We start from the raw sequence: 26069 nt of genomic DNA, 5'->3' as shown, positions 1-26069 counted from the left end.
TCGCGGGTCACGGGGCCAGGGGTCACCGGGCGCGGCGGATCAGCTCGAGCATGCGGGCCGACCCGTCCAGCACGCCCACGGATGCCGCGGCCCGGCCCATGGCCTGCACGCGTTCCGAGTCCGCCAGCACGGGCACGAGTTCGCGGAGCACCCAGTACGGCTGGAAATCCGCGTCGTCGACGAGGATCCCGCCGCCGGCGCGGACCACGTCGGCGGCGTTGAATCGCTGCTCTCCGTTGCCGACCGGGTACGGCACGTAGACCGCCGGGATGCCGAGAGCGGCCAGTTCGCTGACCGTCGCCGATCCCGCGCGGGACACGGCGAAGTCCGCGGCGGAGAGGGCGAGATCCATCCGGTCGCAATAGCGGACCATGCGGTAGTGGTCCAGCTGCGGGTCGCCGACCTCGGACTTCTCCCCCGTGATGTGCAGCACCTGCCAGCCGGCGCCGATCAGCGCCTCCGCCGAGTCCAGGACCGTGCTGTTCAGGCTCCGGGCGCCCAGGGAGCCGCCGGTGACGAGCAGGGTGGGCCGGTCCGCGGAGAGACCGAAGAACGCCAGCGCTTCCGGCCTCACCGCGGGCCGGTCGAGGTGCTCGATTTCGGGGCGGAGGGGCATCCCGACGAAGTGGGCGTGCCGGATCGGTGTGCCGGGGAACGCCACCCCGACATGGTGGGTGTAGCGCGCGCCGAGCTTGTTCGCGAGGCCCGGCCGGGCGTTGGCCTCGTGAATGACGATGGGCACGCCGGCACGCCGGGCGGCGAGGTAGGCCGGTGTGGAGACGTAACCGCCGAATCCGACGACCACGTCGACGTTTCGGGACCCGATCACGTCGGCGACCTGGCGCACGGCTCGACCCAGTCGCGGCAGGAAGGTCAGCGCCTGCCGGTTCGGGCGCCGGGGAAAGGGCAGCCGCGGAACAATGACGAGTTCATAGCCCCGGGCCGGCACGAGGCGGGACTCGAGGCCCTCGCTCGTGCCGAGCACGAGCACCGTGGCATCCGGCTCGCTCTGGTGAATCGCGTCGGCGACGGCGAGCAGCGGGTTGACGTGGCCGGCGGTGCCGCCGCCGGCGAGGAGGTACGTGGTCACTGGGCTTCTGCCTCCGTGTGGTCGCCTCGGGCAAAGGAGAGCACAACTCCGATGGCGAGCAGGGTGGTGAGCAGGGCGGTGCCGCCGGCGGAGATGAGCGGGAGCGGGACGCCCAGCACGGGGAAGACCCCGAGCACGACACCGATGTTGACCAGGGCCTGGCCGATGATCCAGACGAGAACGGCCGCCGTGCTGACCTTCACCTGCAGGCTGGTGCTCGCGCGCATGATCCGCAGGAAAGCGAAGGCCAGGAGGATGAACATCCCGAGCACGACGATCGCCCCGATGAGGCCGAGTTCCTCACCGATGATCGCGAAGATGTAGTCGTTGTCCGCCGCGGGCAGCCACGACCATTTGGCCTTCGAGTTGCCGAGGCCGACGCCGAGGATGCCGCCGTTGGCCAGCGCCCAGGTGCCGTGCAGCGGCTGCCAGCAGGCGGCGGAGATCGCGCCCTGCTGCTCGTCACACCCGGAGCCCATGAAGCTGAGGATCCGGGTCATCCGGTTCGAGCTGGACAGCGCCACCACGACGGCGACGACGGCTCCGGCCAGGAGGGGCAGCACGAGCAGGCGCAACCGCACGCCCGCGAAGAACAGGGCGCCGAAGAGGATGCCGGCCATGATCATGACCGTGCCGAGGTCGCCGCCGATGAGCACCAGGAGCACGGCTCCGCCGCCGACGCCGAAGACCGGGATGAGCACATGCCGCCAGTCGTCGAGCTTGCCCTCTTTCTTGCCGAGGATCACGCCGAGCCAGATGACCAGGGCCACCTTGATCACCTCGGAGGGCTGGAACTGGAAGCCGCCGAGGGTGAGCCAGTTCGTGTTGCCGGCAATCTCGTAACCGAGGGGGGTGAACACGACGAGGCCCTGCAGGAAGCAGGCGACGAGCAGGGCCGGCCAGGCGACGCGCTGCCAGAATTTCACCGAAAGCCGGCTGACGAGAAGCATCATCGGCAGTCCGAGCAGGGCGAAGATGCCCTGGCGCAGGAGCCCGCCGAAGAACCCGGCGTTTTCGAGGTACGAATCCACCGACGAAGAGGAGAGCACCATGACCAGGCCGAAGATGACGAGGAACAGGGTCGTGCCGAGCAGGAGCAGGTAGTTCGCGGACTCGGCCCGGAAGACCCGGCCCAGGGTGATCCGCGCGCTGGCCCCGGCCGTGGCCGGCTCGGGCGGCGCGGAGGCCGGTCGCCCAGCCTGCTGCCGCTGCTGATTGCGCTGGTGCTGGCTGAGCTGCTGCACGTACTGCTGCGGCTGGGACTGCTGCGGCTGCCGTTGCGGCTGCTGCGATCGGTCGGCTCTAGGCGCCCGGGCCCTGGGTGGATTCGTCATCCGGCTCGCCTCCCACGTGGTCTCGAACGGCTCTCGCAAACAATCGTCCACGCTCCGCATAGTCGGCGAACTGGTCCATCGAGGCGGCCGCCGGGGCCAGGAGCACGACGTCGCCGGCCTCGGCCAGGTCCGCCGCCACCCGGACAGCGTTCGGCATGACCTGTCCAGTGTCAACCGCGTCGATCTCGATGACCGGCAGTTCGGGCGCGTGTCGCGCGAATGCCTCACGCAGGGCGACCCGGTCGACACCGATGATGATGGCGGCCCGCAGACGCGCAACGTGGCTGCTGACCAGCTCGTCCACGTCGACGCCCTTGAGCAGTCCGCCGACGAGCCAGACAACGGAGTCGAAGGCCCGCAGCGAGGCGTCGGCGGCGTGCGCGTTGGTCGCCTTGGAGTCATCGATCCAGCGAATGCTTCCCGCCGTGGCGACGAGCTCGATCCGGTGCGCGTCGAGGCGGAAGGCCCCCAGGGCCGCGCCGATCGTCTCCGGGGAAACCCCGAATGAGCGGGCCAGGGCGCTGGCGGCCAGGATGTTGGCGACGACGTGCGGCGCATCCAGCCCGGCGGCGGCCAGCGCGGTCACCGTGGTCAGCTCCACCGCACGGTCGAAGCGGTCCTCGAGGAAGGCGCGGTCGCAGAGGATCCCCTCGACGATGCCGACGTCGCTGGGCCCGGGCACGCCCAGGCCGAAGCCGATCGCCCGCGCACCCTCCTGCACATCGGCGTCCTCGACCATGGCGAGGGTGGCGTCGTCGGCCTTGTTGTACACGCAGGCGACCCGGGTGTTCGCGTAGACCTTCGCCTTCGCGTCGCGGTACGCGGCCGCGGAGCCGTGCCAGTCGAGGTGGTCGTCCGCGATGTTGAGGCACACGCTCGCCCATGGCACCAGGGCGCCCGGTCCGGTGCGCGGCAGGTGGTGCAGCTGGTAGCTGGAGAGCTCGACGACGAGAACGTCCCAGCCCCGCGGGTCCCGGATGGCGTCGAGCACGGGCACACCGATGTTCCCGCACGGCGCGGCGCGGAGGCCGGCCGCGGCGAGCATGGTCGCGGTGAGTTGAACGGTCGTGGTCTTGCCGTTGGTGCCGGTGACGAGGATCCACTCGGCGGGAGCGCCCACCTTGTCGCGCAGGCGCCAGGCCAGTTCGATGTCGCCCCAGACCGGGATGCCCGTTTCCGCTGCCCAGAGCAGCAGCGCATGGTCGGGATGGAAGCCGGGCGACACGACGATGAGCTCCGGCCGGTGCTCGAGGAGTTCGGCAGGCGGGGTGTCGAGTTCGGCCTGCACCAGCGCGACGCCGAGCACGTCCAGGAGCCTGGCGCGCTCGTCGGGCGCCGCTCCGGCCACCACGAGCACGTCGGCGCCGAGTTCGGCGAGCGTGTCCGCGGCCGCGAAGCCGGTGACACCGAGGCCGTAGACGGCCACGCGCAGCCCGGCCCAGTCGGCGTGCCAGCTGGTCAGCGCATCGAGCCTGTGACGCACCGGATCGGCGGGATCGGAGTGGTCAGGATCAGGGAGGGCGGGGCCTTGCGGCACTAGCGCGCCAGCCATTCGAGGTAGAACGAGCCGACGCCTGCGGCCACGAGCAGCCCGCCGATGATCCAGAAGCGCACGACGACGGTCACCTCGGCCCAGCCCTTGAGCTCGAAATGGTGGTGGATCGGGCTCATCAGGAAGATGCGCTTGCCGCGGGTGAGCTTGAAGAAGACGCGCTGCACGATCACGGACCCGGATTCGATCACGAACAGGCCGCCGATCAGGATCAGCAGCAGCTCGGTGCGGCTGAGCACGGCCAGGGCCGCGATGGCGCCGCCTATCGCGAGCGAACCGGTGTCGCCGAGGAAGATCTTGGCCGGGGAGGTGTTCCACCAGAGGAAGCCGATCAGGCCGCCGACGATCGCGGCGGAGACGACGGCCAGGTCGAGCGGGTCGCGGATCTCGTAGCACCGGTACTGGTCGGCCGCGTCGGCGCCGCCGAAGCAGGACTGGTTGAACTGCCAGAAGCCGATCACGACGAAGGAGCCGATCGCGAGGATCGAGGAACCGGTCGCCAGGCCGTCGAGGCCGTCGGTCACGTTGACGCTGTTGGAGGTGGCCGCGACGATGAGGCAGATCCAGAGCACGAAGAGCGCGGTGCCGACGATCGCACCGAGGGCCATGAAGTCCAGCGGCGTGTCGCGGATGAACGAGATGTGGGTGGACGCCGGGGTCAGCCCCTGGCGGTTGGGGAATTGCAGCGACAGGTAGGCGAACACGCCGGCCACGAGCACCTGGCCGGTGATCTTCGCCCAGCCGCCGAGCCCGAGGCTCCTCTGGTTGCGCGTCTTGAGGAAATCGTCGACGAAGCCGACCAGGCCGAGGCCCACCATCATGAACAGCACGAGCAGCGGCGAGGCGGTGATCGGTTCCCCGACCATCAGCTTGGCCGAGAAGTAGCTGATCAGCACGCCCAGGATGACGATGATGCCGCCCATGGTGGCCGTGCCGCGCTTGGCGTGGTGGCTCTTCGGACCGTCGTCGCGGATGAACTGTCCCCAGCCCAGCTTCTTGAACAAGCGAATGAACAGGGGGGTGAGGAAGAGGGTGAACGCGAGCGACATAGCTCCGGCGATCAGTAGCGCTCTCATGAAAACAGGTCTCCCAATCGATCGCCCAGAAAGCGCAGGCCCGCGGAGTTCGAAGACTTCACGAGCACAGTGTCCCCCGGTTGGAGTGAGTCGCGCAACAATTCGTAGGCCGCGTCGGGCGTGTCGACGAATGCCGACTCGCCGTCCCACGAGCCTTCGTTGATGGTGCTGATGTGCATCCGGCGTGCGGCGGCGCCGACGACGATGAGCTGGGAGATGTTCAGCCTGACCGCGAGCAGTCCGATCCGGTCGTGCTCCTCCCCCGACAGTTCGCCGAGTTCGGCCATCTCGCCGAGCACCGCAACCGTGCGCATGCCGGGCTCCCTGATCTGGGCGAGAGTTTTGAGTGCGGCGGTCATCGAGTCGGGGCTGGCGTTGTACGCGTCGTTGATGATCGTCACGCCGTCACGTCCGCCGAGGACTTCCATCCGCCAGCGTTCGGCCCTGGCCACGGATTCGAGGCCCGCCACGATGTCGTCGATTCCCACTCCGAGTCGCTCGGCGGCGGCTGCCGCGGCCAGCGCGTTCGTCACGTGGTGCTCGCCCAGCACCCGGAAGGACACGGTCCGGCTCTCACCGGAGGCCAGGCGGAGCACGAACGTGGTGCCGCTCCTGGTGGCCTGCACGTCGCTCGCGCGCACCGCGGCCGCGTCGCCCTGGCCGAACCAGACGACCTCGGCGCGGGTCTTCGCGGCCATGCCGGCGACGCGAGGGTCGTCGGCATTGAGCACGGCGACATCCGTCTCGACCAGGTCGGTGACCATTTCGGTCTTGGTGTCGCAGGTCGCCTCGATGCCGCCGAATTCGCCGGCGTGGGCGAGGCCGACGTTCAGCACGATGCCGATGTCGGGCCGGGCCAGCCGCGTGAGCCGTGCGATGGATCCGGTGCCGCTGGCGCCCATCTCGACGACGAGGAACCTGGTGTCTTCGCTGAGGTCGAGCATGGTCATCGGTGCGCCGACCCAGTTGTTGAAGGATCCGCGCGCCGCGACGGTCGGGCCGACCCGCTCGAGTACCGCACGCAGGAGGTTCTTCGTCGTGGTCTTGCCGTTGGAGCCGGTCACGCCGATGATCTTCAGCCGGCCATGCGCGCGGACGCGGGTCACCACCTCGGCGGCCAGCGCGCCGAGCGCGACGACGACATCCGGCACGATGACCTGGGCGACGGGCAGGTTCAGGTGCCGCTCGACGATCAGGAGGTCGGCCCCCCGCTCCACCGCGGTGGGCGCGAAGAGATGTCCGTCGGTGACCTCGCCGGGTTTGGCGACGAAGATCGCACCGGGCTCCACGCCGCGGGAGTCGGTGTGCACGGGCCCGGTGATGACCGATCCGGCGGTGAGCGTGCTGCCGTCGAGGCGAAGCTCACCCGAGACGGCCCGGGCGATCTCGGCCAGGCTGAGGGCGATCATCAGAGCCACCCGGCGTCGCGCAGCGCCTGGCGGGAGTCTTCCCGCGCGGAGTAGGGGATCTTGACGCCGGCGACCTCGTGGTAGTCCTCGTGGCCGGGGCCGGCGTAGAGGATGACGTCGCCCTCCTTCGCGAGGGCCAGTGCGGCGCGGAAGGCCGCCCGGGGGTCGGGGACCTCGTGGAACTCCCCGTCAGGAACCGCGGCTCGTGCCGCCTCGAGCAGGGTGGCGCGGATGGCGGCCGGGTCTTCGAAGCGCGGGTGGAAGTCGGTCACGACGACGACGTCCGCGCCGCGGGCGGCGATGGCGCCCATGTCGGCACGTTTGGTGGTGTCGCGATCGCCGTCGGCGCCGAACACCATGATCAGCCGGCCATCGGTGGTCTTCCGGATCGCGTCGAGGGTGTTGAGGAAGGCGTCGGGGGTGTGCCCGTAGTCGATGTAGACGAGCGGGCCGCGGTCGCCGGAGATGCGCTCCGCGCGCCCGGGGATGTACGCGGCGATGCCGCCGTCCCGGTCCAGCGTGTGCGCGATGGCTTCGAGGTCGTAGCCGGATTCGACGAGCATCACGATGGCCAGGGCCGCGTTGGCGGCCATGTACCAGCCGAGCAGGGGCACGCGGGTTTCCAGGCGACGACCCTCCGGGCCTTCCAGCGCGAACTGCGTGTACAGGGCCGTTTCCTCGATCACGAACATGCGCCAGTCGGCGTCGATGTCCGGCCTCGTGGTGAGGGTCGTCACCGGGATGCGGCAGTCGTGGACGATGCGCCGGCCCCAGTCGGAGTCGACCGTCACCACGGCGCGACGGGACCGGTCGGGCTCGAAGAGTGCGAACTTGGCCTGGAAGTAGTCCTCCATGACCTCGTAGTCGTCGAGGTGGTCGTGGCTCAGGTTGGTGAACCCGGCGACGTCGAAGACGAGCCCGTCGATCCGGTGGCGGCTGAGCGCCTGGGCGGAGACTTCGATCGCGACGGCGCGCACCTCGGCCTCGCGCATCCTGGCGAGCAGGGCGTGCAACTCGCTGGCTTCGGGGGTTGTCAACGCGCTGGTCACGGCGAGGTCACCGATCCGCCGTTCGGCGGTCGAGGTGAGGCCGGCGACGATTCCGAGCTGGTTCAGGATCGCGAAGAGCAGGTAGACGACGCTGGTCTTGCCGTTGGTCCCGGTGACCGCGAAGAGCGTTGCGGGGTTCTCGGCGGTGCGGTAGATCCACGCGGCGACGGAGCCGAGCGCGGCCCGGGCATCCGGGGTCACGAGCACGGGCAGGCCGCTTCCTGCCGCGATGACCGCGCCGGCGGCGTCGGTGAGGATGGCTACGGCGCCGGCTTCACGGGCGCCCTGGGCAAAGGATGCGCCGTGGCTGTTTTGGCCGGGCACGCCGACGTACAGGTCGCCGGGCTGGACGGTGCGGGAGCTCAGGCTCACGCCGGTGACTTCGAGTCCGTCGATGTCACCGCGCAGCTCGAGCCCGAAGTCGTCGACCAGGCCGGACAGGGAGCGGGAGATGGGATGCTGAGGACGGAGCGCCGAGGGCGACAGTTCGGTCACGGGGCTCACTTTCTTACCAATTGGCAGGGAGTTCGGGTGCTGGAGTGCCCGACGGGACTGCCCGGTACTGCTTCAACGCCTGGCTCATGACCTTCTGGAAGATCGGAGCCGAGGCGGCAGACGTATTCATTTTAACAGGATCCGCGAGGCTCACCGACACGACGAACTGCGGCGCATCCGCCGGGGCGAAGCCGGAGACCGAAACCAGGTAGCCCCTGGAGTAGCCGCCCTTGCCGTTCGGCATCTGGGCCGTGCCGGTTTTCGCGGCCACCCGATAGCCGGGAATCTCCCACTTGGAAGCCACCCAACTATTCGCGTAAACCATCTCGAGCACGTCCGAGGTGTCGTGGGCGGCGGCGGCGGAGATGACCTGCCTCCCGGTCGAGCTGGGCTTGTCCCGCACGCTGTCGTCGGCCTGTCGGCATCCCTCGACCAGCGTCACGGGCATCCTCACGCCGTCGTTGGCGATGGTCTGGTACATGCTCGCGACCTGGAGCGCCGTCGTGGTCAGGCCCTGGCCGAACATCGTCGCGTACGCGGTTTGGGGGTCCCATTTCTGGTACGGGTGCAGGATGCCGGAGTCTTCACGGGGGAAGCCGGTTTCGGTCGGGCTGCCGACCCCGAACTTCTTCATATAGTCATAGCGCTCCTGATCGCTGAGGAGCTCCCCGAACTTCGACATCCCGGTGTTCGACGACTCGATCATCACGCCGGTCAGGGTGAGTTTCTCATCCTCGTGCCGGTGGCTGTCGTTCACGTTGGCGCCGTTGCCGGGCCGGTATCGGTACGGCGCGACGACGTGCGTCTTGATCGTGGCCTTGCCGGAGTCGAGAACGGATGCCGAGGTGAGCGTCTTGAACGTCGACCCCGGTTCGAAGGAGTCGGTGAAGGCCCGCGAGCCGCGGTTCTTCGGGTTTTTCGTGCCGCTCACGTTGTTGGGGTCGACACTCGGGTAGTCGGCCACGGCAAGGAGCCTGCCGGTCTTGACCTCCTGCACGACGACCGTGCCCCAGGCGGCGCCGGTCGCCTGCGCCTGCTCGGCGAGCACCTGCTGGACGAACCACTGCAGGTCCCTGTCGATGGTGGTGACGACGTCCCCGCCGTCGACGACCTGCTCCGCGGTGACAGTGCTGCCCGGGATGCGCACCCCGTCGGCGCCCTTCTCGTACGTCTCCACGCCGTTGGTGCTCGCAAGGCAGGAGTTCTCTCCGACCTCGAGGCCCGCCTGGGCTTCACCGTCAGAGGAGACGAAACCGACCACGTTCCCGGCGACGGCGCCGTTCGGGTACACCCGGCTCGGGTTCTTCTTGAAGTAGATCCAGGGGATGTCGAGCTCGCCGACCTCGCGGAACACCTCGACGTCGACCTTCCTGTCCACGTAGGCGAAGTCGGAGTCCTTGTCGCCGGCCAGGGCCTCGGAGATGATCCCGAGGATCTCATCCCCGGTCTGCCCGGTCACGGCCCCGATCTCGGCTGCGGCCTGAGCGACGGTGACCGTGACGGTCCCGGCGTCCGTTGTGCGGGTGAACTCCCCCGCGTTCCGGGGGGAGATCGTGATGTCGTAGCGCATGACGGTGCCGGCGAGCACGTCGCCGTCGGAGGAGAGGATGTCGCCGCGGGAGCCGTAGACGGTCTGTTCGACGGAGCGGTTGCCGAGCGAGTCGGCGCTGAGGGTGTCGGCCCGCACCACCTGGATGTCGATGAGCCGCACAACGAAGACGCCGACGACCGCGAAGAGCACGACGACGGTGACGGCCATGCGACGCCGGCCCGAGATGGTCTGGCGAGCCCCGGTGTTCAGCGGCATCGTCACATCCTCACTGCGGCCGGGGCCGCGTTAGCGCGTTGACTCAGCGAGTAGACGGGGACGGAAGTCCGCTGGGCGGAGTGGCGGGAGCGGCGGGAGCGGGAGCGTGAGCTGCCCGCGCGTCCGCCGAGCGGCCGTGGGTGCCCGCGGGGCCGATGCCGGTGCCCTGGGCCCCGGCCGGAGGCAGGTCCGTCACGAGGGGGACGCCGGCGAGGAGAGCGTTCGGTACGAGGCCGGACGCGCCGCTCCGGACGTCGGCGGGCGTGCCGGTGGCCGAGACGGGTGCGCCGAGCACGGCCCCGTCCGACAGTCGAAGGTAGGCGGGGGTGGAGTTGCTGACCATGCCGAGGGCCGCAGCGTTCGCGGCCAGGTTCTGCGGCGATGACACCTTGACGAGGTCCTCGCTCAGGCTTTCGGCGGTTCGTCCGAGCTCGACCTGGCTCGCCTGGAGGGTCGAGATCTCGTAGGCGCCCTGGGAGATTCCCACACTGAGCAGGAGCTGGGTGATCACGATCGCGGCCATGCCGGCGCCCGCGGTCAGGGCGTAGACGATCCGGGGCCGGGCCCGACGCTCGGCGCGCGGCGCGACGGCCTCGATGTGGCTGCGCGCCGCCGGGAGGGCCTGGGCCCACGAGTCCGGGCCGTTCGGCCGGAACACACGGGCGAGATTGTCGCTCATTCGACCCTCCTCAGTCGTTCGGCGGCACGGAGCCGCACGGATGTTGCGCGCGGGTTCAGCGCCTTTTCTTCATCGGTGGCTTGTTCGGAGCCTCGGATCAGCAGTGTGAAGACCGGCTTGTGTTCCGGCAGCTCGACCGGCAGCCCGGCCGGCGCGCTCGAACTGGACGCCTTGGCGAACACCTTTTTCACGATCCGGTCCTCGAGCGACTGGTAGGCCATGACGACGATGCGGCCGCCGACCGTGACGGCTTCAAGGGCGGCCGGGATGGCGCGTTCGAGAACGGCGAGTTCCTGGTTGACTTCGATGCGGAGCGCCTGGAAGACCCGCTTGGCCGGGTGGCCCATGCGCTGCACGGCGACCGGGGTGACCGCGGTGATGACGTCGACCAGCTGGCCCGAGCGCTCGAAGGGGGTCTTTTCACGGGCGTCGACGATGGCCTTCGCGTAGCGGGCCGACAGCTTCTCTTCGCCGTATTCCTGGAAGATGCGTCGCAGCTCCGCCTCGCTGTACTCGGCGATGATGCGCTGGGCGGTGAGGTCGGAGGTGCTGTCCATGCGCATATCGAGCGGCGCATCCTTTGAATAGGAGAAGCCGCGTTCGACCCGGTCGATCTGGAGCGAGGAGACGCCGAGGTCGAACAGGATGCCGTCCACCTCGTCGATGCCGAGGCCTTCGAGTGCGTCCAGGATGCCGTCGTAGACGGTGTGCACGAGGTGCACGCGGCCGCGGAAGGGCTTCAGCCGCTCCTCGGCGATCGCGAGGGCGTCGAGGTCGCGGTCGAGCCCGACGAGGATCAGCCCGGGAAAACGCTGGAGCAGCGCTTCGGCGTGGCCGCCCATGCCGAGGGTGGCGTCGACGAGCACGGCGCCGGGCTTCTGCAGCGCGGGCGCGAGCAGCTCGATGCAGCGCTCGAGCAGGACTGGGGTGTGGATGTCGTTGATGGCCATAGTTCTTGCCGGGTCCTGGTTCCTGGTGCCTGATCCCCATCCATTCTTTCCTGGCACCGGGGAAGTGTGTCAGGCATGAACGGCTGGGAGTCAGGCGCCAGGGGCTAGAAGAGTCCCGGAATCACCTCCTCCGTCGTGTTGGCGAATGAGGTCTCTTGTTCGGCGAGGTAGGTCTCCCAGGCCTCGCTGTCCCAGATTTCGACTCGGCTGCCGGCACCGATGACGGTGAGCTCGCGGTCGAGTCCCGCGTAGGCGCGGAGGTTTGCGGGGATGGTCACCCGGTTCTGCTTGTCCGGCGTCTCGGCGCTGGCGCCGGAGAGGAAGACGCGGAGGAAGTCGCGGCCCTGCTTGCTCGTGATGGGCGCCTGGCGGATCTTCTCGTGCAGGTCCTCGAACTCACGGGAGCTGAAGACGTACAGGCAGTTCTCCTGGCCCCGCGTCATCACGATGCCGGTGGAGAGTTCGTCCCGGAACTTCGCCGGCAGGATGATGCGGCCTTTGTCGTCGAGTTTGGGGGCATACGTTCCGAGAAACATGCATCCCCCCTTTCTCGACCGGCCGTGTTCCGAGTATGGCTCCACTTTACTCCACTATCCACCACATCTAGGCAGAAATGCACGATTTCTGATCCGATTTACCCCGAAAGCCCCCCAGTCCGCGGGGCAGGGGCAGGTGGAGGGATTTTGCGCGTCCAGGGACCGTCGGGGCGGTTTTCGGGAGCCGAAGCCCGTTTTCGGGCAAGAAAAAAGGGCCGATCAGTGGATCGGCCCTGTGATGGGATCGGTGCGGCGGTTGCCGCCACGTTTGTGGAGGGACGGTGGAGGACCCGGGAGCGAGGCTGGTTCAGCGCGCGCGACTCAGCTCGCGTGCTTCAGCGCTGGTCGTCCTGGCGGCGGTCCCAGCGTTCGTTCAGGCGGTCCATGAATCCCTGGTTGGCACCGGCGCGCTGACGCGGTCCGGATCCCGGGCGACCGGCGGATGCTCCGCCGGTACTGCCGCGGACGCCCTTCCCCGGTGTGATGGCAAGCAGGACGCCAGCGAACATGATGATGAATCCGAGCACCCCGAGCCACAGTTGCTGCAGGGCCACGCCGGCGATGAGTGCGCCGATCCCGGCGACCGCGAGGAGGACACCCACTACAACCGACCGGTAGTCGGGTCGAAGCCGCGTCACCCCTGCCGTTGACACGAAGTCAACGTCATTGTGATAGAGGCTGCGCTCCATCTCTTCGAGGAGTCGCTGCTCTTGCTCAGAAAGCGGCATCTCATTCCCCTCCAATTTCGGGATCGAGCGGGTTAGGTACTGATTCTAGTCCAGCTGGGATGGCTAGGCTAGGCACGTGGCTGATAGCAATCGTCTTGTCGAACAGGTTCAGGTCCGCATCGACGAATTCCTCAGCACGCGTGTTCCAATTGTCGCCGCCATCAGCCCTGATCTCACTCCCCTGGTCGCTTTCTCACGGCAGTTTCTCAGCGGTGGCAAGCGTTTCAGGGCGCTCTTCTGCTACTCCGGCTGGCAGGGCGCCGGGTCGAGTGCCCAGGACCTCTCCCCCATCATTTCCGCGGCCGCCGCGCTCGAGATCTTCCATGCCGCGGCGCTCGTCCACGACGACATCATCGACAATTCGGACACCCGCCGGGGCTCGGCATCCGCGCACAAGCTGTTCGAGGGCATGCACGGCGAGAACGCCTGGGCCGGAAGCCGGAGCGAGTTCGGTCGCGCCGCCGGGATCCTGCTCGGGGATCTGCTGCTCGGCTGGAGCGACGAGCTCCTGGACGAGGGCCTCGACGCCGCCCCCGACCAGACTGCCGCCCGCCTCGCCCGCGCCGAGTTCAACCGGATGCGCACCGAGGTCACCGCCGGCCAGTACCTCGACATCCTCGAGGAACGCGCCTGGCTGACCCAGCCGGAGGCCGAGCTGCTGGACCGGGCCCTGCGCGTCATCGTCTACAAGTCCGCGAAGTACAGTGTGCAGGCGCCGCTCGTCATCGGTGCGGCCCTGGCGGGTGCGAGCCCGGCCCAGCTCGATACGCTCCGGGCCTTCGGCCTGCCGCTCGGAATCGCCTATCAGCTCCGGGACGACCTGCTGGGCGTGTTCGGCGACTCCGCCGTCACCGGCAAGCCCAGTGGCGACGACCTCCGCGAGGGCAAGCGCACCGTTCTCGTGGCGCTCGCGCGCCAGGGGCTCTCCGACGCGACGCGCCACGACCTGGACGAGCAGCTCGGTGACCCCACCCTCGACGAAGCGCGGATCGCCGCCCTGCAGCGCGTGATCCTGGCCAGCGGAGCCGTCGACCGGGTCGAGGCCCTGATCGAAGCCAACGTGGCGGAGGCCGTGCTGGCGTTGGAGGATTCGCCGATCGGTGAGGACGCCAGGGAGCAGCTCCGCTCCCTGGTTGAGAGGGTCACGCGCCGCGCGTTCTAGCGTCCACCAGGTCCGAGCGCCCACCAGGCCTGGGCGCGTGCTGATGCGACCGAGCGGCCCTACCGGGGCACGGCACTCGCTGCGCGCTCGACTGCCGCGAGGCACAGCTCGACGTCGGCGGCATCCGTGGACCAGTTGCTCACCGAGATCCGCAGCACATCCCGGTCGTGCCAGCGGGACCCGGACATCCAGGTGGTTCCCTCCGCCAGCAGCCGCTCCGTCACCCGGCGGGTTCTGTCGTCGTCGCCGAAACTCACGCAGACCTGGGTGAAGACGACGTCGTTGAGAACTTCGGCTCCCGGTATCCGGGCCATGCCGGCCGCCAGCGCCCGGGCGTGCTCCGCGAGCCGCTCCACCAGCGCCACCGTTCCGGACCGGCCGAGCGAACGCAGGGCCGCCCAGACCGGGATCCCGCGCGCACGGCGGGACAGCTCAGGGACCTTCTCGAACGGATCGCCCGGGCCGTTCTCGTCCGCGACCAGGTAGGCCGTGCGGACCCCGAAGACCGAGCGCACAACGGCAGGCCGGGAGACGATCGCAAGGCCGCAGTCGTAAGGCACGTTGAGGGTCTTGTGCGCGTCCGTCGCCCAGGAGTCCGCGGTCTCCAGTCCGGACAGGTGCTCGCGGTAGAGCGGGCTCGCGGCCGCCCAGAGTCCGAAGGCGCCATCGACGTGCACCCAGGCGTCGTGCCCGTGGGCGATGGCCGTGGCCTGACCGATCGGGTCGAACGATCCGGAATGCACGTTGCCGGCCTGCAGACAGACGATGGCCGGGCCGGTTCGGCGGTCCATCGCCTCGGCCAGCGCGTCCGCGCGCAGTCGGCCCTGCTCGTCCACCGCGATTTCGACGGGCGCGCCCAGGCCCAGGTAGCGGAGTACAAGGTCGATGACCTCGTGACGCTCCCGGCCGACATAGACCGTGATGCGCGGCGCACCGAACAGTCCCTGGGCGTCGAGGTCCCACCCGGCCCGGCGCAGAAGGTACTGCCGGCCGGACGCGAGGCCGACGAAGTTCGACATCGTGGCTCCCGTTGTGAAGCCCACGTCCGCGTCGTAGGGCAGGCCCAGGAGCTCGATCAGCCAGGCGCCGGCGGCTTCCTCGAAGGCGGCGGTCGCCGGTGTCGCGAACCGCAAGGCCGCGTTCTGGTCCCACGCGCTCACCAGCCAGTCGGCGGCCATGGCTGCCGGCAGGGTTCCGCCGATCACCCAGCCGAAGAAACGGCCGGACGGCATGGCCATCAGACCGGGCTCGGCGACCGCCGCAAGTTCATCGATGACGTCGGCCGGGTCCATGGGCTGGTCCTGCAGGGCCATCGACAGCCGTGCCGCCAGCTCGCCGACGCCGATCCGGGGACCGACCGGGCGCTCGGGGACCGAACTGAGCCAGTCCATGGCGTGCGCCTTCGCTCGTTCCAGCGCCTCACCGTAGGCGTCCGCCTGAGCCGACATGACGGAAGTGTACTGCCGCCCCGCCCTGCGGGAAAGGCTGTCGCTCGGGGACGCTAGGCGAGTGCCTGGGCGACCCGTCGCACCTCGGCCTTACGACCGGCTCGCAGCGCGACGATGGGCTCGGCGCTGAGGCTGTCGTCAACCTCGAGCAGCCACTCCATTGCCTGCTCGTCGGTGAAGCCGTCATCGGAGAGCACGATCAGCGTGCCGCGGAGTTCGGGCACGGGCGCACCGTCCCGGATGAAGAGAGCGGGAACCTGCAGCTTGCCGTCGCGGCGCACCGCCAGCAGTTGCTTGTCGTCAATCAACTGCCGCACGCGGCTCTGGCTCTGACCGAGCAGGTTGACGAGGTCGGGAATGGTCAGCCACTGCTGCTCTGAAATCGAGTCGGTCACGGATCAAGCCTGCCATGAAACACCGGGAGCGACAAACATCCGCGCGAATGAAATCCCACGAGTTTACTCAAACCACACCCGTCACGTTGATTGACTCTGATACCTATCTATGCCAGCGTTGGGGGCATACGCAACACAGGAACGGGAGTGCCATGTCGGCTGAGTCGCAGAGTATCCCCGCAGGGGATGCCGCGCCGGGCGACACGCCCCGCCGGCCCGGCTTCCTGGCGGCCTGCCGTTCCCGCGGCCTGTTCGCGAGCATCCCGATCGTGATCATCAGCACGATCGCGATGACGCTGAATCTCGCGTCGCCGGCCGATGCCGCGACGATCGTGAAGAAACCGCCGAAGGTCAAGAGCACCCTCCCGGCCGCCGTCCCGGCGCCGAGCCCGGGCGCCGTCGCTGCCAGCGCACCGGCCAAGGCCGTCCCCGCCCAGTACGTCGTGGTCGAAGGCGACACCGTCAGCAGCATCGGCGGGCGGTTCGGCCTGTCGACGGCATCCGTGCTCGCGCTGAACGGCCTCGGCTGGTCGTCGATGATCTTTCCCGGCCAGAAACTCACCCTGACCACCCACGCAGCTGCCCCGACCGCCGTCCCCGCCAAGAAGCCCGTTGCAGCGGAGATCACGCGCTACAAGGTGAAGGTCGGTGACACGATCAGCGGCATCGCGGCCGCCCACGGCCTGTCGACCGCCGCTGTACTCAGCGCGAACGGCCTGGGCCGAGCGAGCATCATCTTCCCCGGCCAGGCGATCGTGCTGCCCCACGGTGCCCCCGCTGCGAGCTCCGCCGCGGCCGCGACGACTCCGGCCCCGGCGCCCGTGCCCGTGCCGACCACCGCCGCCCGGCCGGCGGCGGCGGCCCCCGGTCCTGCGCCGTCCAGCTACACGATCGCCCGCGGCGACACGATCAGCACCGTCGCCGCCACCGCCCGGGTGCCGGTGCAGGCCATCCTCGACGCCAACGGCCTTGGCTGGTCCAGCATCATCTACCCCGGGCAGGTCCTGAAGATCCCCACCATCACCCGGTTGACGGCCGAGATGCGCGTGAACGCCGAGATCATCGTCGCGGTCGGCCGCAGGGCCGGCGTCAGCGACCGCGGCCTCGTGATCGCGCTGGCCGCCGCCGCCCAGGAGTCGGGGCTGCGCAACGTGCAGCACGGCGACCGCGACTCGCTCGGGCTCTTCCAGCAGCGGCCCAGCGCCGGCTGGGGAACGGCCGCGCAGGTGCTCGATCCGGTGCGCGCCAGCCGCGCCTTCTTCGGCGGTACCGACAACCCCAACCGCGGCGTGACCCGCGGGCTGCTCGATATTTCCGGGTGGGAGTCCTTGACGGTCACCCAGGCCGCCCAGGCCGTGCAGGTCTCGGCCTACCCGAACCACTACGCCAAGTGGGAAGTCTCCGCGCGCCTCTGGGTCGCCGAGCTCGACTGACCTGTCGCCAGGGTCTGACGTGCCCCCCAAACACCCGGCTCACGGTGTTTTATCGGGGTTCTGGCGGCCGCGTTCCCTAGACTCGACGGGTGAGTGATAGCCCAACCGATCCGATGATCGGCCGTCTGATCGATGGCCGCTATCAGGTGCGCTCGCGGATCGCGCGCGGCGGCATGGCGACGGTATACCTCGCGACGGACCTCCGTCTCGAACGGCGTGTGGCCATCAAGATCATGCACGGCCACCTCGCCGACGACAACAGCTTCAAGGCACGCTTCGTGCAGGAGGCGCGTTCCGCCGCCCGCCTCGCGCACCCCAACGTGGTCAACGTCTACGACCAGGGGCAGGATGCCGACATGGCCTACCTGGTCATGGAGTACCTCCCCGGCATTACCCTGCGCGACCTGATCAAGGATTACGGGCGGCTCACGCCGGAGCAGACCATGGACATCCTGGAGGCCGTGCTCGGCGGCCTGGCCGCGGCGCACAAGGCCGGGATCGTGCACCGCGACCTCAAGCCGGAGAACGTACTCCTCGCCGACGACGGCCGGATCAAGATCGGCGACTTCGGACTCGCCCGCGCCGCGAACAACAACACCGCGACCGGGCAGGCCCTGCTCGGCACCATCGCCTACCTCTCCCCCGAACTCGTCACCCGCGGAATCGCCGACGCCCGCAGCGACATCTACGCGCTGGGCATCATGACCTACGAGATGCTCACGGGCGAGCAGCCGTACGTGGGCGAAGCCCCGATGCAGATCGCGTACCAGCACGCGAACGACACCGTGCCCATGCCGAGTGCCAAGGTGCCCTCGGTCCCCCGCGAACTCGACGAACTCGTGCTCTGGGCGACGGCCCGCGACCCTGAGCAGCGGCCGAGGGACGCGCGCGTCATGCTCGACCAGCTGCTCGAGGTGGAAAAGCTGGTCCGCCCCGCATCCGCGGGCACCGGCATGGCGCCCACCATGATGTTCCCGGGTGGCTTCGGCGACGCCTCGGCCACCGCGGACACGCAGATCCTGGGACCGCAGCCCCTCGCCGCTGTGGCGACCGCCTTGCCGAGCAGCAGCGCGATGCTGGCCACGAAGGCCGACAAGCGCAAGCGCCGAGGCTTCTGGCTGTTCACGCTCGTCGTTTTGCTCGCGGCCCTGGCCGGGGGAACCGGCTGGTACTTCGGCTCCGGTCCCGGCTCACAGATCGCCGTCCCGAAACTCACGTCGCTGACGCCGGAGAAGGCGGCCTCGGCGTTGACCGAGCTGGGCTTCACCGCGAAGCCGGGCGAGGAGTACAACAATGAGATTGCCGCGGGACTCGTCTCGAGCACCAATCCCGGCGCCGGCGCACGTCTGGCCAAGGGCAGCGCCGTGACGGTCCTCGTCTCGAAGGGCCGCCAGCCGATCACACTCCCAGCCCTGGCCGGCCTGAGCCAGGACGAGGCGGAGACCGCGATCACCGACCTCGCGGCGCTGGTGGGCAGCACGGACGAGGTCTTCAACAGCTCACTCGAGCAGGGCACGGTCGTCGCGGCCAGCCGCGAGAGCGACGGAGGCGACGTCTCCAAGGGCGGCCCGTACTTCGAGGGTCTCGCGGTGAACCTCGTTGTCTCCCTGGGCCCCATCCCCGATGTCACAGGCAAGTCCGTTCCCGATGCCACCGCCATCCTCAAGGCCAAGGGGCTGGGCGCGGAGACCGGAGAGCAGCGATACAGCGACACGATCGCCAAGGACGCCGTGATCAAGATTTCCGCAGCCAAGAGCGGACCCGTCAGGGTGGGCGACGTGCTCGTGCTCACCACGTCGCGCGGCCCGGAGCCGGTCGAGGTGCCGAACGTCATCGGCAAGCCGTGGAGCGAGGGCAAGAAGATCCTCACCGACCTCGGCTTCAAGCTCGACTACAATCCCACCGCGGATGCAATCGCTCCGTTCGTCAAGGTCGAGTCAGTGAAGCCGGGTGTCGGAACCAGCGCACCCAAGGGCAGCACGATCTTCCTCACAGCGACGAATCCCCTTGCGGGCTAGCTGCGTCCCGCTCTGTCCGGCCCTGTCCTGCCCACGAGCTCCGGCGCGCTAGGCCTGCTTGCCGAGTTCGGGCCCGCTCCATCCCACTCGATCCTGCCGACTCACCCTTCGCGGCTCGCTCCTTCGTCGGCTCGCGTGGCCTTCTGCCGGAGTTCGGCGCTGATGGCGGTGCCGATGATGGTCTCCGATTCGGTCACGTAGGTGTGGCCGGTCGGGGTGGTCCAGGTGAGGGTGCCGGTGCCATCGGCGGCCTGGCTGACCTTCCAGCCGGCCTCGTGTTTGAGGGCGTGGCTGGCGGGGCAGAGGTGGGCGAGGTTGTTGTGGTCGGTTCGTCCGCCGAATGCCCAGTCGAGGCCGTGGTCGATGTCCGAGCGGCTGGCCGCCCGGCTGCACCCGGGGTGCCGGCAGGTTCCGTCACGCACCTGAAGCATCGTGCGGAGCGAGGCGGGGATCGTGTACCGGTCCCGGCCGACCGAGAGCACCGCGCCGGTCTCCGGGTGGGTCAGGATCCGCACCGCGCTCGGACACTTCGCCGCCAACGCCCTGGCCGTGTCCGGATCGATCGGCCCGTACCCGTCGAGGTTGCCCGGCTCCTCGGTGACACCGAGGAGGGTGAGCATCGGGACCGTCACGATCAGGTTCGGCCGCAGCCCGCTCAGGCTGCCGGCAGCCCCGGCCGTCTCCGTGCAGCCGGCCTCCGTGCAGCCGGCCTGGAGGAGCAGGTCGCGGAGCACGTCCGCGCGCAGCTGGGTGAGCGTGCGCGGCTCGTCCGGCCCCCGCAGGGCGATCGCCCGGTCGGTCACCTGGCCGTAGATGCCGAGGGCGTCCGACGCCGGCAGGTAGGCGCTGAGCCAGCCCATCCCGTCGCGGGCCGGGTCGAACCGTATCGCCCGGTCGGCCACGCTCCGCACATGCTGGGCCGTGATCGACTCCGGATCGATCCGCTCCCGCAGCTTCCTGGTCTTCCTCTCGAACTGCGACGCCGTCAACCGGCCGGCCGACGGCAACGCCTCCTGCTCCAGCTGCCGGGCCGCCGCCTCCGGAAGTCCCGCGGTTTCGTTGACGAGGATGATCGCCTGCCGGTAGCCGATCCGCCCCGCGGCCAGGGCCGCCAGGGTGTCGGGCAGGTCGTGGACCAGGCTGCTGCTGCTCTCCAGCAGGCCCGAAGCGGTCGACTCCGGGATCCGCAACGCGCAGGCCAGCTCGGCCACCAGCGACCGGCGGGTCAACGCCGGACTGAACGCACTCCCGCCGAGCTCCCGCTCGCTGCAGACCCGCGCCGCGTCGATCGCGACCACCCGCGCCGCGGCCTGCACCGCCATCGCCTTGTCGATGGCGGTGACCTCATCGATGAGCGCGCCGAGTTCCTCCAGGTGGACCGCCGCCGGTGTCAACGGCGGACCCTGGTCGGGGGCGACACCCGGGCCAGCGCCCGGGTTCATTCCCGGGTCCGCGCCCGGGTTCGGGCCGGCCGGGACTGCCCGACCGGGTGGTGCTGTGAAGGTTTCCATACCCCCACGGTACGGCGAACCACCGACATTCCTACCGACCGAAACCACCCCTGACCGGCCCTTGTGCATAACTTCCCGCGGCCCGGGCCTGTGGAGGACAAGCGCAGAAACCGCGCCCCGCACGCACCCCGCCGCAGCCCCGCACGCACCCCCGCACGCAGCGAGAGTCGCCGTTCCTGCCGAGAATCGCCGTTCCAATGGCGACTCTGGGTAGGAACGGCGACTCTCGGCACCGAGACGGGGTGCTAGCGGACGGCGAGCTCCTCGGCCACGAGGAACGCGAGTTCCAGGGACTGCATGTGGTTCAGGCGCGGGTCGCAGAGCGACTCGTAGCGGGTGGCCAGGGCGGCCTCGTCGATGTGCTCCGACCCACCCATGCACTCGGTGACGTCGTCGCCGGTCAGCTCCACGTGGATGCCACCCGGGTGCGTTCCCACCGCGCGGTGAGCCTCGAAGAAGCCCTTGACCTCGTCGACGACGTCGTCGAAACGGCGCGTCTTGTAGCCGGTCGGCGTGGTCACGCCGTTGCCGTGCATCGGGTCGGTGACCCAGAGCGGGTTCGCGTCGCTGGCCTTGACCGCCTCGAGCAGCGGCGGCAGGGCATCCCGGATCTTGCCGGCGCCCATCCGGGTGATGAAGGTCAGGCGGCCCGGCTCGCGATTGGGGTCGAGGACGTCGATCAGGCGCATCATGTCGTCGATCGAGGTCGTCGGGCCGAGCTTGACGCCGATCGGGTTGCGCACGCGGGAGAGGAAGTCGACGTGGGCGCTGTCGAGGTCGCGGGTGCGCTCCCCGATCCAGACGAAGTGCGCCGAGGTGTTGTACGGCGTTCCAGTCCGCGAGTCGATGCGCGTCATCGGCCGCTCGTAGTCCATCAGCAGGCCCTCGTGGCTGGTGTAGAACTCCGTGCGCCGCAGCGCCTCGAAGTCGGCGCCGCAGGCGATCATGAACTTGATCGCCCGGTCGATCTCCTTGGCCAGCTTCTCGTAACGCTGGTTCGCCGGGTTCGCCGCGAAGCCCTGGTTCCAGCTGTGCACCTGGCGGAGGTCGGCGAATCCACCCTGGGTGAACGCACGGATGAGGTTCAGGGTCGAGGCGGCCGTGTGGTACCCCTTCACCAGGCGCGCCGGGTCGGCCTCGCGGGACTCCGGGGTGAAGTCGTAGCCGTTGACGATGTCGCCGCGGTAGGCCGGCAGCGTCACGTCGCCGCGCGTCTCGAAGTCGCTCGAGCGGGGCTTGGCGAATTGTCCGGCCATCCGCCCCATCTTCACGACGGGCATGGAGGCGCCGTAGGTGAGCACGACGGCCATCTGCAGCACGGTCTTAACCCGGTTGCGGATCTGCTCGGCGGTGGCGCCGCTGAAGGTCTCGGCGCAGTCGCCGCCCTGCAACAGGAAGGCCTGACCGCGGGCGGCCTGGGCCAGCCGGTCGCGCAGGATGTCGACCTCGCCGGCGAAGACGAGCGGCGGTTGGGTTGCCAGTTCGGCGGATGCCGCGGCCACGGCCTCGGCGTCGGGCCAGGTCGGCTGCTGCTTGATCGGAAGCGTGCGCCAATAGTCCAGGCCCGCGATCACTGATTTATCTGCGACGACGACGGGTTCGGTGGGGTCTACCACGGGACGATTCCAGTTTCTCTTGGTGGCGCGCATGAATTCGCGGGCCGTGGGTCAGGAGGGGAGGTCGGATCAGCGCTGAAACCGATTATGGAAGCTTACCGCGAAAGGTTTGCTCGCTTTTCTTTGACGCTGGTCGCGTAGACGTCCACGTACTCCTGGTCGCTGAGCGTGCGCAGCTCGTACATGAGCTCGTCGGTGATCGATCGCAGCACGAACCGGTCACCCTCCATCCCCTCGAAGCGGCTGAAATCGAGCGGGTCGCCAATGATGATGCCGATGCGCCGCACCTTGGGGATCCGGGTGCCGGTGGGCATCGCCTTCTCGGTGTCGATCATGGCGACGGGGATCACCGGGACGCCCGCCTCGAGGACCATGCGGGCCACGCCCGTGCGGCCCCGGTACATTTTCGCGTCGGGGCTGCGGGTGCCCTCGGGATAGATGCCGAGCACGCCGCCCGAGCGGAGCACGCGAAGCCCGGTGTTCAGGGAGTCCTCGGAGGCCTTGCCGCCCGACCTGTCGATCGGAAGCTGGCCGGTTGCCTTGAAGAACGTGCGCGTCGCCCAGCCCCTGAGCCCCTTGCCGGTGAAGTATTCGCTCTTGGCCAGGAACACGACCCTCCTCGGCACGATGAGGGGCAGGAAGACCGAGTCGATGAAGGAGAGGTGATTGCTGGCGAGGATGACGCCGCCCTCCTTCGGGATCTTGTCGAGTCCGACGATCCACGGCCGGAACAGGCCGAGAAGGATCGGACCGACCACAATGTTCTTCATGATCCAATAGAACATTGTTCGTTTCCTCCCTGAGCTGGAAAGCCTACTGCTCGATGACGTGCTTGCGCGCGAGGTCGGCTGCGCCGACCACACCCGCGTCGTTGACCAGCTGGGCGGTGGTGAACTCCGCCTCGGGGTGGTAGCCCCGAGCGGGCAGGTGTTCGAGGTAGGCCGCGCGGATCGGTTCGAGCAGAAGCTCGCCCGCGACGGCCACTCCCCCGCCGAAGACGAACACCTGCGGGTCCAGCACCGCGGCCAGGCTCGCGCAGGCCTGGCCGAGCGCGCTGCCGACCTGTCGCAGCGCGGCCAGCGCCCCGCCGTCGCCGGCCTGGATCAGCGCGCTCACGTCGACGCCGGTGAGTGTTCCCGCGCGCGCCCTGGCCGCGGCGAGGCCCAGGCCGATTCCCCCGGCATCCGCGAATTCATTGGCGATGCGCAGCAGGGCCCGGCCGGAACCATATTGCTCGATGCAGCCGTGGGCCCCACAGCCGCAGGGCAGGCCGCCGGGGATGAGTCGAAGGTGACCGAGCTCGGCGCCCACGCCGAAGCCACCGCGGAACAACTGGTTGCGGGAGACGATGGCGCCGCCGACACCCGTGCCGATGGTGAGGGTGACCATGTCGCTGTAATTGCGGCCGGCGCCGAAACAGAACTCGGCCCAGCCGGCCGCGTTGGCATCGTTCTCGATGATGATCGGCAGGTCAAGCCGGGCTTCGAGCTTCTCGCGGAGGGGCTCGTTGCGCCAGTTGATGTTCGGCGCGTAGTAGACGGTCGACTGGCTCGCGTCGATGAACCCGGCAGCGGCGACCCCGGCGGCGATGACATCCTCACCCTCGGCGAGGTTCCTGATCATCGCCACGACGGCATCTTCGATTTCGGCCGGATCGCCGGCGGACGTCGGCCTCCGGTCGGAGCGGATGATGGTGCCCGCCTCGTCGACGAGTGCGCCGGCGATCTTGGTGCCGCCAATGTCGATCCCAATGGCATGCACGAGGGCACCTTTCGTCGGCGAGCGTTACGGAAACGAGCACCGCCGCATCCGGAGCAGACGCGGCAGTACCCCATAGAGTGTAGTAAATCAGCATCCCGCCGGGCGAAACACCCGCCCATCCGGCCCAAAGGAGTCGCCGTGAGACAGTTTGACGTTCCCGCCATTGTTCCTGCCGATCCGGCAGCCAATGTGACGGACCTGCTCGTCGATCGCCTGAAGGCGACGCCGAACATGGTTCTGTTCTCGCTGCCCGTGAACGGCGAATGGCTTCCGGTCAGCACCATCGAATTCCACGCCCAGGTTGTCGCCCTCGCCAAGGGTTTCGTCGCGGCGGGCATCGAGCCCGGTGACAAGATCGGCCTGATGTGCAAGACCCGGTACGAGTGGACGCTCGTCGACTTCGCCGCCTGGTTCGCCGGGGCCGTGCTCGTCCCGGTCTATGAAACCAGCTCTCCCACCCAGATCCAGTGGATCCTCGGCGACTCGGACGCACAGGCACTCATCCTCGAAACCGCGGACCACTTCGCGCGCTTCGACGAGATCCACCCGGAACTGCCGACCATCACAACCGTCTGGCAGATCGGCCTCGGCGACCTCGACAAGCTCGCCGCGAGCGGAACGGCTGTCCCGGACGCTGAGATCGAACGCCGACGCGGCCTCGCCGTCGGAAGCGACATCGCCACCCTGATCTACACCTCTGGGTCCACCGGCCGACCCAAGGGCTGCGTGCTGACGCACTCCAACTTCGTCGAGACCTGCCGCAACTCCGCGGTCGCGCTCAAGGAAGTCCTCACCGACGAAAAGGGTGCATCCACCCTCCTCTTCATCACCACCGCACACGTGTTCGCGCGATTCATCTCGGTGCTCTGCGTTCACGCGGGCGTGCGCGTTGGCCACCAGCCCGACACCAAACAGCTCCTCCCGGCGCTCGGCAGCTTCAAGCCCACCTTCCTGCTCGCCGTGCCTCGCGTGTTCGAGAAGGTCTACAACTCGGCCGAGCAGAAGGCCGAAGCCGGCGGAAAGGGCAAGATCTTCCGCGCGGCCGCCGAAGTGGCCGTCGCACACTCGCAGGCCCTCCAGTCCGGCCAGGCGATCCCCCTGATGATGAAGATCAAGTTCGCCCTCTTCGACCGGCTCGTCTACAGCAAGCTCCGCGCCGTCATGGGCGGCAACGTCAAGTACGCGGTGTCCGGATCGGCGCCGCTCGGCGCGCACCTCGGCCACTTCTTCCACAGCCTGGGCATCGTCATCCTCGAGGGCTATGGCCTCACCGAGACGACCGCTCCGGCCACCGTCAACCTGGCCACCAAGTCCAAGATCGGTACCGTGGGCCCGGCCCTGCCCGGCGTCTCCGTGCGAGCCCTGGACGACGGCGAAATCCAGGTCAAGGGCGTCAACGTCTTCAAGGAGTACTGGAAGAACCCGGACGCCACACGCGCGACGTTCGAGGACGGCTGGCTCAAGACCGGCGACATCGGGTCCTTCGACGAGGAGGGCTTCCTCACCATCACCGGGCGGAAGAAGGAACTCATCGTCACGGCCGGCGGCAAGAACGTCGCCCCGGCGGCGCTCGAAGACCCGATCCGGGCGAACTCGCTGATCGGGCAGGTCGTCGTGGTCGGCGACCGCAAGCCCTTCATCGCCGCCCTGATCACCCTCGACCCGGACATGCTCCCGGTGTGGCTCAACAACAACAAGGAAGACGCCGGGATGTCCCTGGCCGAGGCCTCCGTGAACAAGGCGGTACTCGCCGAAGTGCAGCGCGCCGTCGATCACGCCAACGAGCACGTGTCGCGGGCCGAATCGATCCGGAAGTTCGTCGTGCTGCCGACGGAACTCCTCGAGGCCAACGGCTACCTCACGCCGAAGCTCAGCATCAAGCGCGACCTCATCCTCAAGGACTTCGCGGACACGATCGAGGGCCTCTACGAGGGCGCCCCGGTCACCGAGGGCTTCTCGATCAGGGACTGATCAGCGGGGTCCCGACAGGCCCGGTTCCCGACAAGCTCGACCTCAGAAG

At 68.8% G+C, this 26069-nt stretch carries 21 protein-coding genes; 4 read left to right on the top strand and 17 right to left on the bottom strand.

The window, feature by feature from the left end:
* Window positions 1–22: 22 nt before the first annotated feature.
* The 11 genes from E3T54_RS07725 to E3T54_RS07675 form a co-directional block, all read right to left on the bottom strand.
* A complete protein-coding gene (locus E3T54_RS07725) occupies window positions 23–1090 on the bottom strand; it encodes a glycosyltransferase (protein WP_092321543.1) in 1068 nt (355 codons plus the stop codon).
* Window positions 1087–2424 carry a putative lipid II flippase FtsW gene (gene ftsW / locus E3T54_RS07720; protein ID WP_134475208.1) on the bottom strand — a complete coding sequence of 446 codons (1338 nt, stop codon included), beginning with the start codon at window positions 2422–2424 and terminating at the stop codon, window positions 1087–1089. The genes E3T54_RS07725 and ftsW overlap by 4 nt, the downstream gene beginning before the upstream one ends.
* Complete coding sequence (murD, locus tag E3T54_RS07715) at window positions 2393–3976, bottom strand: UDP-N-acetylmuramoyl-L-alanine--D-glutamate ligase (protein ID WP_134475207.1); 1584 nt, start codon at window positions 3974–3976, stop codon at window positions 2393–2395. Before murD ends, ftsW begins: the two co-directional genes overlap by 32 nt.
* Window positions 3961–5052, bottom strand: a complete 1092-nt coding sequence (gene mraY, locus E3T54_RS07710) for a phospho-N-acetylmuramoyl-pentapeptide-transferase (RefSeq protein WP_134475206.1) — start codon at window positions 5050–5052, stop codon at window positions 3961–3963. Before mraY ends, murD begins: the two co-directional genes overlap by 16 nt.
* Window positions 5049–6461 (bottom strand): UDP-N-acetylmuramoyl-tripeptide--D-alanyl-D-alanine ligase, encoded by a 1413-nt coding sequence (gene murF, locus E3T54_RS07705; RefSeq protein WP_134475205.1) that lies wholly within the window; start codon window positions 6459–6461, stop codon window positions 5049–5051. Before murF ends, mraY begins: the two co-directional genes overlap by 4 nt.
* Entirely contained in the window at window positions 6461–8005 is a 1545-nt protein-coding gene (locus E3T54_RS07700; protein ID WP_134475204.1) for a Mur ligase family protein, read from the bottom strand. The genes murF and E3T54_RS07700 overlap by 1 nt, the downstream gene beginning before the upstream one ends.
* A 13-nt stretch (window positions 8006–8018) precedes the next feature.
* A complete protein-coding gene (locus E3T54_RS07695) occupies window positions 8019–9812 on the bottom strand; it encodes a penicillin-binding protein 2 (protein WP_134475203.1) in 1794 nt (597 codons plus the stop codon).
* A gap of 43 nt (window positions 9813–9855) precedes the next feature.
* Window positions 9856–10491: a hypothetical protein gene (locus E3T54_RS07690; RefSeq protein WP_134475202.1), complete on the bottom strand. Its 636-nt coding sequence runs from the start codon at window positions 10489–10491 to the stop codon at window positions 9856–9858.
* Window positions 10488–11441, bottom strand: coding sequence for a 16S rRNA (cytosine(1402)-N(4))-methyltransferase RsmH (gene rsmH / locus E3T54_RS07685; RefSeq protein ID WP_092321535.1), 954 nt, complete (start codon window positions 11439–11441; stop codon window positions 10488–10490). Before rsmH ends, E3T54_RS07690 begins: the two co-directional genes overlap by 4 nt.
* A 104-nt stretch (window positions 11442–11545) precedes the next feature.
* Entirely contained in the window at window positions 11546–11977 is a 432-nt protein-coding gene (gene mraZ / locus E3T54_RS07680) for a division/cell wall cluster transcriptional repressor MraZ (RefSeq protein WP_092321534.1), read from the bottom strand.
* Between the two features lie 335 nt (window positions 11978–12312).
* Window positions 12313–12705, bottom strand: coding sequence for a DUF3040 domain-containing protein (locus tag E3T54_RS07675; protein ID WP_092321533.1), 393 nt, complete (start codon window positions 12703–12705; stop codon window positions 12313–12315).
* Window positions 12706–12781: 76 nt separating this feature from the next.
* Between E3T54_RS07675 and E3T54_RS07670 the strand changes: the two genes are divergently transcribed.
* Complete coding sequence (locus tag E3T54_RS07670; protein ID WP_134475201.1) at window positions 12782–13867, top strand: polyprenyl synthetase family protein; 1086 nt, start codon at window positions 12782–12784, stop codon at window positions 13865–13867.
* A gap of 59 nt (window positions 13868–13926) precedes the next feature.
* Here E3T54_RS07670 and E3T54_RS07665 read toward each other — a convergent pair whose 3' ends face one another.
* Window positions 13927–15315: an aminotransferase class V-fold PLP-dependent enzyme gene (locus tag E3T54_RS07665; protein ID WP_134475200.1), complete on the bottom strand. Its 1389-nt coding sequence runs from the start codon at window positions 15313–15315 to the stop codon at window positions 13927–13929.
* Between the two features lie 53 nt (window positions 15316–15368).
* Window positions 15369–15710, bottom strand: a complete 342-nt coding sequence (locus tag E3T54_RS07660; RefSeq protein WP_092321530.1) for an Rv2175c family DNA-binding protein — start codon at window positions 15708–15710, stop codon at window positions 15369–15371.
* A gap of 152 nt (window positions 15711–15862) precedes the next feature.
* On the opposite strand from E3T54_RS07660, the gene E3T54_RS07655 reads away from it, so the two are divergent.
* Window positions 15863–17143 (top strand): LysM peptidoglycan-binding domain-containing protein, encoded by a 1281-nt coding sequence (locus E3T54_RS07655; RefSeq protein ID WP_241977117.1) that lies wholly within the window; start codon window positions 15863–15865, stop codon window positions 17141–17143.
* Between the two features lie 89 nt (window positions 17144–17232).
* Window positions 17233–19161 carry a Stk1 family PASTA domain-containing Ser/Thr kinase gene (pknB, locus tag E3T54_RS07650; protein ID WP_134475199.1) on the top strand — a complete coding sequence of 643 codons (1929 nt, stop codon included), beginning with the start codon at window positions 17233–17235 and terminating at the stop codon, window positions 19159–19161.
* A 101-nt stretch (window positions 19162–19262) separates the two neighbouring features.
* Here the strand turns inward: pknB and E3T54_RS07645 are convergent, their stop codons facing one another.
* From E3T54_RS07645 to E3T54_RS07630, 4 genes are all read right to left on the bottom strand, one after another.
* Entirely contained in the window at window positions 19263–20672 is a 1410-nt protein-coding gene (locus tag E3T54_RS07645) for an HNH endonuclease signature motif containing protein (RefSeq protein ID WP_134475198.1), read from the bottom strand.
* Window positions 20673–20917: 245 nt separating this feature from the next.
* Complete coding sequence (locus E3T54_RS07640; RefSeq protein WP_370255138.1) at window positions 20918–22288, bottom strand: class II 3-deoxy-7-phosphoheptulonate synthase; 1371 nt, start codon at window positions 22286–22288, stop codon at window positions 20918–20920.
* Window positions 22289–22383: 95 nt separating this feature from the next.
* Complete coding sequence (locus E3T54_RS07635) at window positions 22384–23073, bottom strand: 1-acyl-sn-glycerol-3-phosphate acyltransferase (RefSeq protein WP_092321468.1); 690 nt, start codon at window positions 23071–23073, stop codon at window positions 22384–22386.
* Between the two features lie 28 nt (window positions 23074–23101).
* The gene (locus E3T54_RS07630; protein WP_092321467.1) at window positions 23102–24049 is read right to left on the bottom strand and encodes an ROK family glucokinase; all 948 of its coding nucleotides are present in this window, start codon (window positions 24047–24049) and stop codon (window positions 23102–23104) included.
* Between the two features lie 138 nt (window positions 24050–24187).
* On the opposite strand from E3T54_RS07630, the gene E3T54_RS07625 reads away from it, so the two are divergent.
* Complete coding sequence (locus E3T54_RS07625) at window positions 24188–26020, top strand: long-chain fatty acid--CoA ligase (protein ID WP_134475196.1); 1833 nt, start codon at window positions 24188–24190, stop codon at window positions 26018–26020.
* The last annotated feature ends 49 nt before the right edge of the window (window positions 26021–26069 follow it).

Origin of the sequence: Cryobacterium sp. Sr8, assembly GCF_004403225.1 — a bacterium.
Lineage (GTDB): Bacteria > Actinomycetota > Actinomycetes > Actinomycetales > Microbacteriaceae > Cryobacterium > Cryobacterium psychrotolerans.
Note: the sequence above shows the minus strand (reverse complement) of the source record. Positions and strands in the feature narration are given on the sequence as shown.

Bases quoted from the DNA above. Each gene is read 5' to 3' on its own strand.
- ftsW (WP_134475208.1), bottom strand. From the start codon at position 2,424: ATGACGAATCCACCCAGGGCCCGGGCGCCTAGAGCCGACCGATCGCAG.
- murD (WP_134475207.1), bottom strand. From the start codon at position 3,976: ATGGCTGGCGCGCTAGTGCCGCAAGGCCCCGCCCTCCCTGATCCTGAC.
- mraY (WP_134475206.1), bottom strand. From the start codon at position 5,052: ATGAGAGCGCTACTGATCGCCGGAGCTATGTCGCTCGCGTTCACCCTC.
- murF (WP_134475205.1), bottom strand. From the start codon at position 6,461: ATGATCGCCCTCAGCCTGGCCGAGATCGCCCGGGCCGTCTCGGGTGAG.
- E3T54_RS07695 (WP_134475203.1), bottom strand. From the start codon at position 9,812: ATGCCGCTGAACACCGGGGCTCGCCAGACCATCTCGGGCCGGCGTCGC.
- E3T54_RS07690 (WP_134475202.1), bottom strand. From the start codon at position 10,491: ATGAGCGACAATCTCGCCCGTGTGTTCCGGCCGAACGGCCCGGACTCG.
- rsmH (WP_092321535.1), bottom strand. From the start codon at position 11,441: ATGGCCATCAACGACATCCACACCCCAGTCCTGCTCGAGCGCTGCATC.
- mraZ (WP_092321534.1), bottom strand. From the start codon at position 11,977: ATGTTTCTCGGAACGTATGCCCCCAAACTCGACGACAAAGGCCGCATC.
- E3T54_RS07675 (WP_092321533.1), bottom strand. From the start codon at position 12,705: ATGCCGCTTTCTGAGCAAGAGCAGCGACTCCTCGAAGAGATGGAGCGC.
- E3T54_RS07665 (WP_134475200.1), bottom strand. From the start codon at position 15,315: ATGTCGGCTCAGGCGGACGCCTACGGTGAGGCGCTGGAACGAGCGAAG.
- E3T54_RS07655 (WP_241977117.1), top strand. From the start codon at position 15,863: ATGTCGGCTGAGTCGCAGAGTATCCCCGCAGGGGATGCCGCGCCGGGC.
- E3T54_RS07645 (WP_134475198.1), bottom strand. From the start codon at position 20,672: ATGGAAACCTTCACAGCACCACCCGGTCGGGCAGTCCCGGCCGGCCCG.
- E3T54_RS07635 (WP_092321468.1), bottom strand. From the start codon at position 23,073: ATGTTCTATTGGATCATGAAGAACATTGTGGTCGGTCCGATCCTTCTC.